We start from the raw sequence: 11,346 nt of genomic DNA, 5'->3' as shown, positions 1-11,346 counted from the left end.
ACTCACTCGGCCAGACAGGCCGCGACGACACGAAGCAGTTTCTCGCCTCTGACCTCTTCGGCCAGTAGCGGTACCCGGCGGACATCGTGGCCGCGGAAGATATCCTGAGACCGGGCGAGCGCGCGCTGTTGGACCTCCCAGCGCTGGGCACAGAACTCGCAGTCGGTGTGATTGGGCGCGACGAACCAGTCCGAACCGAGGTCGGTCACCTCCGTGGGGTCCTGCATGACGCGGTTGACGACGACAGTCCCAACGGGGACGCCGAAGGCGTCGAGGCGGTCGAGCATCCGCTCTGACTCCATGATGCTCAGCTCTTCGGGCACCATCACGAGACGGAAATCCGTCAGCGCGGGGTCCCGGAGCAGGTCGCGAAGCCGCTCGATGCGCGCCGAGAACTCGTTGAGGCTGTCGATATCCTCGTCGTCGGGCTCGTCGCCGAACACGTCGAACATCCCGCTCATCCGCTCGCGGACGGTCATCAGCTTGCCGACCATCGAGTCGAGCATTTCGGGTAACTCCAGCAGGCGAAGCGTGTGACCGGTCGGTGCGGTGTCGACGACGACGCGCTCGAACCGCGGGTCGTCGAGGTATTCCAGCAAGAGGCGAACGGCCGCGGCCTCGTCGGCACCGGGCATCGACCCTGCCAGCGGGTCGGCCACGTCCTCGCCGAGCATGCCGGCAAGCGGATTCCCGCCCTCCATTCCCAGCGGACTGTCCGCGAGCGCGGCCTCAGGGTCGATTTCCGCGCCGTAGAGCGGCACCTCGTCGTGGACCCGTGTCGGCTCCTCGGGAACGTCCGTCTCCAGAGTGTCCGACAGCGAGTGTGCGGGGTCCGTCGAGACGACGAGTGTCTCGGTGCCGTCGCTGGCGCTTGCAAGCGCCGTCGCGGCGGCCATCGTCGTCTTTCCGACGCCGCCTTTCCCGCCGTAGAGGACGTACTCGGCGGCATCGACGCCGGTAGCGAGGCTGTCGGTGTCGATGTCGTCAAGCGTCTCGACAGGCTCGACATCTATTTCCATAGCCGCCGGTTTCCGCTCCAGGATTGTGTACCCGTCGAAAGCTAAGCTCCGGCAGAGTCAGCGAGTGCTTGAATTGCTACCGGAGGGCTCCTGTTCAATCGTCTCGAAGAACTCGGCTCTCGACTGAAGTTTCCCCTGATAAATCACTGGGATATCATCTACCGACAGAAATTCCCTCAGCTCATCAGTCTCGATATTGACCGTCGTTGATGAAGGTATGACCCGATATCGGTCCATATCCTCAATATAGTGGGTAACCAGTCCACCAACTGTATCTTCGGGACCACAGATTCCATCTGTGATTATATTAAGACTGTATCCTTCCTCATTCTTCGAAACACGCCGAATGTGCGGAATCATACTTCCTGCTCGCACTATCTTTGCCTTATGAGAGCCAACAGTAGTATACTGTCTTCCAATTGGTGTCGTACCTTTCACGATATTGAGACAGGACCCAATGGTAAACCCTGAGTTCAACAACTGTATGACCAAACTACTAGTTTCCAGCGCGAACCTATCTGAGATATCGCTATATGTAACAATACCGCCACTACTGCCCTGTCTAACGAGTTCTTTGCCCTGTTGATATGACTGACACGCGTTCAAGAAAAACGTCGTTACGTTACTCTCATGTATCGTTGCGACATCTAACATCCCGTCAGTACATTCTAAACCAGTAGGGGTAGCGTGGCCAATGAAGTGTAAATAGCTAGCACCTTGTTCGAGGATCTGCTTGAGTTCGTCTGCCGACGTCTGGGAATACATTGATAGGTCAATGGAATAGTCATCACGCGGCGCCAAACTACTCTGAATCTCGTGTAGCTCTCGTCCCATGGTGTCCCCGTTGCAAACTACAGATACTTCGAGTTCAGATGAAGACGCCCCTTCGTCATCTAATATTGTCTCTGTTTTCTTACCAATTGTCTCGTGATTGTACCCCTCACGAACGAACTTCATAGCATTCAGTGGAACGCCATCCCCAACCCATATCGTTTGGTGGCTCTCTGTCTCGGGAACGTCAACAAATTCTGCCTCATTTTGAAACACGAGCGTAGTACTACGGGTGTCTGACTGACTTCTAGAGAATGATTTGATTGCATATCGTTTGGCTTTATCACCGGTGTAACGAGGTGGTTTTTCCGGCCGAATTTTTGCAAGTTCGTAGGCTAGATACGGCAGAGACTCGATTGCACTTGTGCCCGGTTCTACAACGGCTGTTATCGGCCACTCTGTTGTAATATTCTCAATGATATCTGAGTCAATCTGCAAGTATTCCTTAGTCCGATTAGCGAGGGTCTGTTCGTACAGATGTTTAAAATCAAGCTCCGTCTCGGCACGCTCTTCAAAATCGTGTCGCTCTTGTAAATCAACCTGGTAGAGGCCCTCGGTCCTGATTAAACAGTCGAGATAAAAACATTGGGTTAGCACAGACTGCACCGCAGTATGAAGTGAGTCATACTCAGGTTGATAGGCGAAGCCAGAGTCTGTTCTAATAATAAATTCTTCTCCGGGTTCGACCGTTGCGGACAAATAGTAAGCGAGTGGAGCGACACTGAGAACTGCCGATATAGTTGAGGGTACAGTTATTGTTATACCAGAGTCAGGCTTTGTAATTGAATCGGGGATATCCAGTGACTCTCCGACACGTAGTCGTGGCGGATGGCCACGTATGGTCGAAAAAGACCGTTCAGGAGATGTGTCTAAGATTGAGTCTCCGAAATGAGAAACCGCATCTATAAGATCGGTCACTGACTCAGAAACAGTGATTGTCTCAGTTGGATAACACCACCAGGCACGACTCCCGAGGATTACACGTGTGTCCTCTGGAGCTTTGAGAGTACCCTGATTAGTTGTAGTCGTAAATTCGAACAGCCCGTCAATCCGAAGATATGTCTTTACCACGGTATGGAGTTCGAGAAATGTACTGTCATCACTGGAAGTGTATGTTCGCTCATCCGTTCCAATGTGTGCTTCCATACGACCGTCTTCGTCTCGGATTGTTGGCCCACTCGCCCCGCGTATTGTAAGCTCAGCAGCATCAATCACGATAGTATCTGTGACTGGTCCCGGGAAATCATCGTACTCGGTCGGCCCTATCTCCATCGGCTCGGGACTCTCGATACGGTATTGTTGATTCGAGATGGTGTCTCGAACCTCTAAAACCGTGTCCGACAGCTTGTTAAATACGAGTCCATCCTGGCTCATCAAACGCTGATATTACCTGATTTCGGAAATACCTATCCCAAATCACCGCCTCTCGTTCTGTCAGAAACTGGACAGTGTCGCCCCGACAGCGCGATGAGATACGTGGCGTCCGTAGCGACAGGAGCCTGAGTTCATTACTTCCGCTGCCGATTTTGGTCAGCGTATCGCGCACCGCCGACGATGACGGCCACAAACAGACAAAACAGGGTACCAAACACACCAGCAATACCGAGAACGCCGACAGGGTTGCCCAGCACGGTGCCAGACGGGTCCGTGAGGAACGACTCGACGCCATCGGTGAGGCCGGCGGCAAACACGGCATACGAGAGGCCGATAGCGAGTCCCGAGAGCCCGGTGACGCTGACGAGGTACAGCCCGATATGGAATCGACTCGGCGCAGTCGTCATCGCGCGAGTGTAGTCACCGTGCCAGCAAAAGTGCATCGCGTCGTTACTCGTCGAGTCGGTCGACGACTTCACGGAGGTCGGCCACCTCCTCGATGGCTTCTTTGACCTTCTCTCGCCGTCGGACCTCGGCCGCAGAGGCATCGTAAGCGCGAACGTACTCCGCGCGCGAGTGCTCGTCGAACGCGTGTCGGATAGCGAAATAGCCGTCCGGGATGACCGCACCGCAGACGTTGCATTTGATGCGTTCGTGTTCGGCCGCCTGATGGACCATCAGGTCCTCGACGCGGTCGAACGTGGCGTCGTCGCCCTCGATTGCACACTTCCAGCGCGCCATTGCTAGTGGACTCGCAGGGGAGTGATAAAAACCTGTCTTCGCTGGCCCGTGTCAGACTGCTTTCGCGCGCAGGCGCTCGAAACACTCCCCGACGAGTTCCCCGGTCTCCGCGACGATATCCTCCCACTCCTCGTCGTCGGGGGCCATCCCAACGAGTCGAGCAATCCGCATTATCGAGACGTGATAGACCTGCTGGCGGCCCGGCTCTTGTTCCCAGATGATCATGTTACACGGGAATAGCCCACCAATCTGTTTCTCCGAGGCGTCGAGTGCCTTGTCGGCAACGTTTGGATTGCACGCACCCAGTACGTAGTATGGGTCTCGGTCGGCGGCGACTTTCTCGTTGAGCAACTCGGCGGGCGAGAACTCGACGGGGATGCCAAAGCCGGTCTCTTCACAGCACTTGCGGACGAACTCGACTGCCTCCTCGTGGTCCATCGCCAGCGTGACACGGTGTTCGCCGATGTCTTCTTCGCTCAGCTCTGTCGGGTCGATTGGGAGTGACATACTGGCTATTGATTCCGCTCCGTCATAAACCACTGCTAAACGCGTATGTTCGCTCATGCCGGCCTACCGACGGGACGACAGGCAAAACAGTTAAGATTGCCTGTGTCAAACGTTGACTGAGTCGGTGAGGGGTCAGACGGGAATCGGCTGTATTAACGATGGTGGTGTCTGAGAAAGTTCGAATCGTTCACGAGTATATCAACGTGGCAAACGAGTCGTCACGGGTAGCCGCAGCAACGCAGTTCCTGTCCGAGGACGCAACGGTCATCATCAACGGCGAGCGGCTGTCACGGTCTGAATATATCGCGCTCATCGAGGAGAGTGACCGCACGTTCGTCCCCGAACAGATGACAGTCGAACAGACTGTCGTCCAAGGCGACCAGGTTGCTATTCGTGCCACCGCAACCCTCGACCAGATTGACTCGGCATACGGTGTCGAACCGACAGATGACGCGATTGAACAGCCGTATGCAGTGTTTCATCGCATCGTCGACGGAGAGATTGTCGAGTTGGCTATCGTGGTTGACGAAATCTCGAAGTTTCGCCAGCTCGGCTTGCTTTCGGAAGACCCGACAAAAGAGCAACTCCAAGACCAGTACTATCAGGTGTTAAATCGGGTACTCCGACACGACCTGCGGAACAGACTCAACGTGATACGGCTGACGGCTGACTCGCTTGCCGACGGCGATGTCGAGGACTCGGAGGTGGCGGGCGTGAAGATTCGGTCTGTCGTCGACGAACTGCTACAGACGACCGACAAAGCGCGCGCGCTCGAACAGCTCGCTATCGATACGCCACTGGAGCCGACGACGTTCTCGCTTGACTCGCTTGTCGAGCCAATCCTTGAGGCGTACAACGAGCGAACGGATGTGTCATGTTCGGCCAGTTATCCCGACGAGATTCCGACCGTCACGACCGACAAGAAACTCCTCTGGAACGCACTCAACGAGTTGCTCGAGAATGCGGTTGTCTACACCGACGGCGCCGAGCCGGAGGTCACCGTCGCCGTTCAGACGCCAGAACAGTCTCGACACGCCTGCGCACTCTCTGTCGAGGACAACGGTTCCGAGATTCCCAGCGAGGTACTCAAACCGATTACCGAAAACAGTGAGACAAAACTCCTGCACGGAAACGGCATCGGGCTCTGGATTGTCAAGTGGTGTCTCACTCGTCTTGACGGTGAGTTGTCTTTCGACCAGTCCGGAGACGGGACGCGGGTAAACATTCTGCTTCCCGACCTCGAGTGACAGACTACTCGCTCGGTTCGGTCTCGTCGCTGTCTGCTGTTGGCACCGCACCGTGTCCGATGACTGGTTCGACAGCGTCGTGGAACGTCTGCTGTGTGTCGAAGTAGGTCCGGTCGACCTCGTCGAGGATATCCGCGAGCGGCCGAGGGCCGTCTGGCGTCCGAATCTGTGTCTCACCCTCTCTGTCCACGATAGTACTCTTCTCGATACCCCACATCAGCCGTGCCGAGACACGGGCAAGTGGCGCACCCTCGACTGGCTCTCCTTCGCCAAGCTCGATACCGGAGTCGTCCTCGTCTGACATAGCTGGACGTTTACCCGCCGCCAATTTGACTGTTGTGACACGGCTCGAAGACCAACGAGTAACTCTCGCCGGAGCGCGACCGTCTGACGGCCGTCTGACGGGTAGTTTTGTGAGTTGTCGTCCAACGTAGATGCATGACTGACCTGTCCGACGTGTACGAGGGTGGACGGACGGTCGTGGACCCGCAACAGCGGCTGCTGGGGATGGCTGTATTCGCTGTCGGTGCGGTGCTCGTCGTGGGGGCGATTCCGATAGCGACGACAGACCTGTCGTCGTGGCTTGGGCTCGACCTCTACGAGGCGCGCCAGGCTGCCGGCGTGTTAGCGGGGCTTGGTGTCCCGGCGGTCTTTGTCGGCATCTTCGTTGTTCTCCCGGCGAGTGACACGACGCGTGCTGCTGCCGCCATCGGTGCGAGCCTCACTGTCTTCGGCGTCGCGTTGTTCAGCTATGCCTATCCCGACCAGTGGCTCTCGAACGACCCGCAGTTTGCCCTCGGCACCATCGCGCTCTATCTGGCGGGCACGCTCGTCACGTTCTGGTGTCTGTTCGTCGCGGTCGCGACGTTCAAGACACGCGACGACCCTGGCGGGACCGCGCGTGTCGAAATCACCGAAGAAGGAAAAGTCCGTGTCATCAGGCCGACCGAGTCGGGGACACCCGGAATCCCTGGCTTTGGGAGCGTCGGACTGTTCGGCAACGACCCCGACGGGGCGGTTCCGACACAGACAAACGACGGCTCACAGGCCGCCCCGGCCGCGACAGACGACTCGGTCGTCATGGCCGAACCGACGAGCGACGGCGGCGCTGCGACCACCGGCGACCCCGCTATCGAAGACGACGTCCTCGAATCGGCAAAGACCCGCCGGCGACCAGACACCTACTGCGGTAACTGCGACCACTTCAGATACGTCAGTGTCGACGACGAGTACGTTCCCTACTGCGGGCTCCACGAAGACGTGATGGACGATATGGACGCCTGCTCGGAGTGGACTTCGAACAACTGATTCCTGCGCCCCACAGCAACTGCTTTTATTCCGACCGCAGCGTCGCCCGATTCCCGCGATATCTATATTATAAAAACGAGACAGACGCGTGGATTGGCGTATGCTATATACCATCATGACTGTCTTTCTCATAGCCTCACGTACTGCGATTCCGACGAATAACCGTTTTCAAACCTATTTTGAGCTCGGCCGCGAACACATACATTTATATAGAACCACATGCAAACTTTCAATTGATTATGAGTCAGCAGATGCAGGGTCAGCCCATGATTATTATGGGTGACGACGCGGAGAGAATGAAAGACAAGAGCGCGCAGGAACACAACATCGCGGCCGCACGGGCCGTCGCCGAGTCGGTACGGTCGACACTCGGGCCGAAGGGGATGGACAAGATGCTCGTCACCTCGCTGGGTGACATCGTCGTCACGAACGACGGCGTCACCATCCTCGAGGAGATGGACATCGACAACCCGACTGCCGAGATGATTGTCGAAGTCGCCGAAACCCAGGAAGACGAGGCCGGCGACGGGACGACGACGGCGGTCGCCATCGCGGGCGAGCTCCTCAAAAACGCCGAGGAACTCCTCGACCAGGACATCCACCCCACGGCCATCATCAAGGGCTTCAACATGGCCGCCGACCAAGCCCGCGAAGAACTCGACGACGTCACCATCGATGTCGACCGTGACGACCGCGAGACGTTCCGGAAAATCGCCCAGACCTCGATGACGGGCAAAGGCGCCGAGCAGTACAAGGAGAACCTCTCGGACCTCATCGTCGACGGTGCCGAGGCCGTCACCGTCGAAGCCGACGACGGCTCGACGATCGTCGACCTCGCCTTCCTGAAAGTCGAGACCCAGACCGGCCGCGGTGCCGGCGAGTCGGAACTGCTCGAAGGGGCTGTCATCGACAAGGACCCTGTTCACGAGGAGATGCCGTCCGAGGCAGAGGACGCGAACATCCTCGTCATCGACGAGCCACTCGAACTCGACGAGGCCGAAGCTGACACGCAAGCAAGCATCACCGACCCGAGCCAGCTTCAGGACTTCATCGAGCAGGAAGAACAGGCACTCCGCGAGAAGGTCGACCAGATTGTCGACCTCGGTGCAGACGTCGTGGTCTGTCAGAAGGGCATCGACGACATGGTCCAGCACTACCTCGCCAAAGAGGGCATCCTCGCACTCAAACGCGTCAAGCGCTCTGACGTGGAGTTCCTCCGCGAGATTATCGGTGCAGATGTCGTCTCCAATCTCGACACCGCGACCGCAGAGTTCCTCGGCACCGGCAACGTCCGCCGTGACGAGAGTGAAGAGCTGTTCTACATCGAGGGCACCGACGAGACCTCCCACGGTGTGACGCTGCTTCTCCGCGGCTCGACCGAGCACGTCGTCGACGAACTCGAACGCGGCGTCGAAGACGCGCTCGACGTGGTCGGCACCGCGATGAGCCGCGGCGAGGCGCTGCCCGGTGGCGGCGCACCCGAGGTCGAGGTCGCTGCACGCCTTCGCGAGTACGCTGACAGTGTCAGCGGCCGCGAACAGCTCGCCGTCGAGGCGTTCGCCGATGCACTCGATGTCGTGCCCCGCGTCCTCGCCGAGAACGCTGGTCTCGACAGCATCGACACGCTCGTTGGTCTGCGCGCTGCCCACAGCGACGGTGACGAGTACGCTGGACTGAACGTCTTCACGGGCGACATCGAAGACACCTTCGAGGCTGGCGTCGTCGAGACGCCAAGCGCCAAAAAGCAGGCGCTGACCTCTGCCAGCGAGGCAGCCAACCTCGTCCTCAAAATCGACGATATCATCCAGGCTGGCGACTCTGACGAAGACGGCGGCCCTGCCGGCGGTATGGGCGGCGGCATGGGCGGTATGGGCGGCGGCATGGGCGGCATGATGTAAGAGCGGACGCCCTGCTACCCGCTGTCTCGTCTGTACTTGCACCGGCACTTGATTTTCGGAGTCGACACTTGGTAGCCACAGCACCCTCAAGCGGCCGCTCACTCGGAGCGAGACGCCAGCGGACCACGGTCAGAGAGAAAGGGCACAGAGACATCGTGGCCGGCGACGTGGGCGTTCAGCTTCGCGGCTGCGGGTGACTCTCTGATGTCGGCCTCGGCGTAGCCCGCCTTCTCGAACGGGCCGGTAATCCAGTGCTTGTCGCTGAGGTTGAACTTCTGGTGGTACGGTTCGGCGATATGAAAGGTCTCCAGGGATTCAAAACGGGTGCCGAGTTCGTCGGCCCTGTAATTGCTTGTGTCGAGAAACGTCCCAACTGCCTCACGCTGTGTCTCACTCTCGGTGAAGACGATATTCTGGTACTGGCGTTTCTCTGTCTGATTGCGTGGACTGTGTTCTTCGAAGGCCACCGTAAGCAGCTTTTGGAACGACACCGTCTCGGGGTCGTAATCGACCTGGACCACTTCGGTGTGGTCACCGAGGGTCCGATACGACGGGTCCGGCTTCGTTCCGCCCGCGTAACCGGCCCGCGTCCGAATGACACCCTCGATTGCACCGAAGCGCGCGTCCGGTCCCCAGAAACAACCGAGCCCGAACGTAGCTGTCTCGGTCGCTGTGGGTGCCCGATTGTCGTACTCTCGGAGAACAGTCGGCGTGAGTGTCATCGTATCCCGACTTAGGTTTCTGTGTCGATAAGGCTGTGGGCGACATCTGATGAGATACCGTCTAGAACAGTACGTCACCGTCGAAAAGAGTGCTCCGGCGGGGATTTGAACCCCGGTCATTGCCTCGAGAGGGCGCCCCCCACCCTCGGGGAAAACTCTTTATAGGAGTTTTCACCCGTGATCCTGAAACGGCCGTTTTCGACCATGTGAGCGGTTGTTGGGACTCGAGAAACTTAAGGACAGCACTTAATTGCCCAAGCCGACAATCCGACTCAGCAAGGGTTCTATATAACTGTCGGGGGTTCTCCCGGATGATTGCCCACCGGCGATTTCTGAGGCATCGAATTGGGGGTGCCGATATAGCGATCATTTATTACAGATCCGGGGTGATTCGGGGAAATCGTTCGTTTGAGTTTCGGAATCACAGGCAAGCTATATAAAGAAATGAGGGGTTATATCAGTGGTATAATTACAGACAGTACCAATTGAAAACTAGACTCTACTCTCCATTATGATTGTCATCTACTTGAGATGGTGAGAACAATCGGTATCACGTCGTGTCGATTACTGGTGACGACACATCGAACCCGCTCGGTCGTCCCGAGTCATCCCATTCGATAGCAGCAATGGCTGCTGACAATTCCCCGAACCGTTGTTCGACAACGCTGTACGGGTGGGCATCAAGGAAATGTGCTGGTTGGTGATCGACTGCCGATGTACCATCGTTCACTTGGAGGTGAACCGGGCCGAGATCGTTATGGTCATCGTCTTGATGCCATCCGACCATCAGTTCCCGTTCTGGGTCGATCCAGTTGAACCAGTAATACTCGTACGGGTCGGGTGTTTGCAATTTGAACCCGATTTCGATTCGTGTCTCGCTGGCTGGATACGACTCGTCGTCGAGAAACGACCGTGGATCGACTTCACCAATCACTCGATACATTCCCGGGTCGCGAGCGGAGGCCCGTGTGACACGTACTTCCGAGAGATGTTTTCTCCATCGCTTCTTGATCCCTGCGTGAAGCCGTCTGACCTGCAGATTTGACCGATTGGCGAAAAAGATAACCATAGATACCTCAAGCGTGCTGGGGAAGCGTCCCGTCACCGGTCGGCTGCAACTCCTCGACCTTGTCATACAACTGGAGCGCCTGGCGAACAAGATCAATCTCGGTGTCGGTGGCCTTCCACGTGTCAATCACGTTTCGTCGCTCACGCAATTCCGCTGCGGTGAAGTCTTCCTCCGCCAGCTCCTCCCGAAACTCGTCCAATCCGTCAACGTCCCATTCATCGCACAACGTCTCTTGTTCTTCGGTCAACTCGATGAGTTGCCGTTCCAATTCATCTTTGTCGTGGTCTTCAGCCATCGTGATGACTTCGTCCATGAACAGCCGCACCGGATACAAATCGTAGGCTTGTTTCCCGTCAACCGTTGTTTCCTGCACCCATTTGTCCCGTTCGAGGCGTTCCAACTCGTCGGCGGCAGTGTTCCGAGAGGTGTCCGCCTGCTCAGCGATTTCCTGAACTGTGGCTGGCCCCTCCAGCGTCTCAACGACAGCACGAACACGCTCGCGCCCACTCATGTCGTCCGTCCACGGTTGCGGAGGGCTGTCTGTCATCTGTATTAACGGCTACGGGCTGTCGATGCAAATAATTTCGCAATATTCAATTATTTGATTACGGGGGTTGTTGCAGACGCAAA

General features: G+C 57.3%; 12 protein-coding genes. 3 read left to right on the top strand and 9 right to left on the bottom strand.

Annotated elements, in window-relative coordinates; translation table 11 throughout:
* Positions 1 to 2: 2 nt before the first annotated feature.
* The 5 genes from BLR34_RS06175 to BLR34_RS06155 all read right to left on the bottom strand — a co-directional run bounded on the left by BLR34_RS06175 (position 3) and on the right by BLR34_RS06155 (position 4,472).
* On the bottom strand, positions 3 to 1,019 hold the full coding sequence (locus tag BLR34_RS06175; protein ID WP_092700721.1) for an ArsA family ATPase: 1,017 nt from the start codon (positions 1,017 to 1,019) through the stop codon (positions 3 to 5).
* A 57-nt stretch (positions 1,020 to 1,076) separates the two neighbouring features.
* Complete coding sequence (locus BLR34_RS06170; protein WP_092700717.1) at positions 1,077 to 3,224, bottom strand: hypothetical protein; 2,148 nt, start codon at positions 3,222 to 3,224, stop codon at positions 1,077 to 1,079.
* Positions 3,225 to 3,358: 134 nt separating this feature from the next.
* Positions 3,359 to 3,703, bottom strand: coding sequence for a hypothetical protein (locus BLR34_RS06165; RefSeq protein ID WP_176765251.1), 345 nt, complete (start codon positions 3,701 to 3,703; stop codon positions 3,359 to 3,361).
* Complete coding sequence (locus BLR34_RS06160) at positions 3,675 to 3,965, bottom strand: DUF7565 family protein (RefSeq protein ID WP_092700710.1); 291 nt, start codon at positions 3,963 to 3,965, stop codon at positions 3,675 to 3,677. Before BLR34_RS06160 ends, BLR34_RS06165 begins: the two co-directional genes overlap by 29 nt.
* Before the next feature lie 51 nt (positions 3,966 to 4,016).
* Entirely contained in the window at positions 4,017 to 4,472 is a 456-nt protein-coding gene (locus BLR34_RS06155; RefSeq protein ID WP_092700707.1) for a DUF302 domain-containing protein, read from the bottom strand.
* A 164-nt stretch (positions 4,473 to 4,636) separates the two neighbouring features.
* Here BLR34_RS06155 and BLR34_RS06150 point away from each other — a divergent pair, with 164 nt between their 5' ends.
* Positions 4,637 to 5,719, top strand: coding sequence for an ATP-binding protein (locus BLR34_RS06150; RefSeq protein ID WP_176765250.1), 1,083 nt, complete (start codon positions 4,637 to 4,639; stop codon positions 5,717 to 5,719).
* A gap of 4 nt (positions 5,720 to 5,723) precedes the next feature.
* On the opposite strand, the gene BLR34_RS06145 is transcribed toward BLR34_RS06150, so the two are convergent.
* A complete protein-coding gene (locus BLR34_RS06145; protein WP_092700701.1) occupies positions 5,724 to 6,023 on the bottom strand; it encodes a DUF5789 family protein in 300 nt (99 codons plus the stop codon).
* A gap of 134 nt (positions 6,024 to 6,157) precedes the next feature.
* On the opposite strand from BLR34_RS06145, the gene BLR34_RS06140 reads away from it, so the two are divergent.
* Entirely contained in the window at positions 6,158 to 7,027 is an 870-nt protein-coding gene (locus BLR34_RS06140) for a cell division protein CdpA domain-containing protein (protein WP_092700698.1), read from the top strand.
* A 239-nt stretch (positions 7,028 to 7,266) separates the two neighbouring features.
* Positions 7,267 to 8,925, top strand: coding sequence for a thermosome subunit beta (gene thsB, locus BLR34_RS06135; protein ID WP_092700695.1), 1,659 nt, complete (start codon positions 7,267 to 7,269; stop codon positions 8,923 to 8,925).
* 98 nt (positions 8,926 to 9,023) lie between these two features.
* Here thsB and BLR34_RS06130 read toward each other — a convergent pair whose 3' ends face one another.
* The 3 genes from BLR34_RS06130 to BLR34_RS06115 all read right to left on the bottom strand — a co-directional run bounded on the left by BLR34_RS06130 (position 9,024) and on the right by BLR34_RS06115 (position 11,227).
* Positions 9,024 to 9,647, bottom strand: a complete 624-nt coding sequence (locus BLR34_RS06130; RefSeq protein ID WP_092700692.1) for a peptide-methionine (S)-S-oxide reductase — start codon at positions 9,645 to 9,647, stop codon at positions 9,024 to 9,026.
* A 550-nt stretch (positions 9,648 to 10,197) separates the two neighbouring features.
* Positions 10,198 to 10,752, bottom strand: coding sequence for a hypothetical protein (locus tag BLR34_RS06120; protein WP_245683185.1), 555 nt, complete (start codon positions 10,750 to 10,752; stop codon positions 10,198 to 10,200).
* Positions 10,724 to 11,227, bottom strand: coding sequence for a winged helix-turn-helix domain-containing protein (locus BLR34_RS06115; RefSeq protein ID WP_092701241.1), 504 nt, complete (start codon positions 11,225 to 11,227; stop codon positions 10,724 to 10,726). The genes BLR34_RS06120 and BLR34_RS06115 overlap by 29 nt, the downstream gene beginning before the upstream one ends.
* Positions 11,228 to 11,346 lie beyond the last annotated feature (119 nt).

Source organism: Halovenus aranensis (assembly GCF_900100385.1).
Classification (GTDB): Archaea; Halobacteriota; Halobacteria; order Halobacteriales; family Haloarculaceae; genus Halovenus; species Halovenus aranensis.
This window is presented reverse-complemented; position numbering and strand designations above follow the sequence as displayed.

Bases quoted from the DNA above. Each gene is read 5' to 3' on its own strand.
- BLR34_RS06175 (WP_092700721.1), bottom strand. From the start codon at position 1,019: ATGGAAATAGATGTCGAGCCTGTCGAGACGCTTGACGACATCGACACC.
- BLR34_RS06170 (WP_092700717.1), bottom strand. From the start codon at position 3,224: ATGAGCCAGGATGGACTCGTATTTAACAAGCTGTCGGACACGGTTTTA.
- BLR34_RS06160 (WP_092700710.1), bottom strand. From the start codon at position 3,965: ATGGCGCGCTGGAAGTGTGCAATCGAGGGCGACGACGCCACGTTCGAC.
- BLR34_RS06155 (WP_092700707.1), bottom strand. From the start codon at position 4,472: ATGTCACTCCCAATCGACCCGACAGAGCTGAGCGAAGAAGACATCGGC.
- BLR34_RS06145 (WP_092700701.1), bottom strand. From the start codon at position 6,023: ATGTCAGACGAGGACGACTCCGGTATCGAGCTTGGCGAAGGAGAGCCA.
- BLR34_RS06140 (WP_092700698.1), top strand. From the start codon at position 6,158: ATGACTGACCTGTCCGACGTGTACGAGGGTGGACGGACGGTCGTGGAC.
- thsB (WP_092700695.1), top strand. From the start codon at position 7,267: ATGAGTCAGCAGATGCAGGGTCAGCCCATGATTATTATGGGTGACGAC.
- BLR34_RS06130 (WP_092700692.1), bottom strand. From the start codon at position 9,647: ATGACACTCACGCCGACTGTTCTCCGAGAGTACGACAATCGGGCACCC.
- BLR34_RS06115 (WP_092701241.1), bottom strand. From the start codon at position 11,227: ATGAGTGGGCGCGAGCGTGTTCGTGCTGTCGTTGAGACGCTGGAGGGG.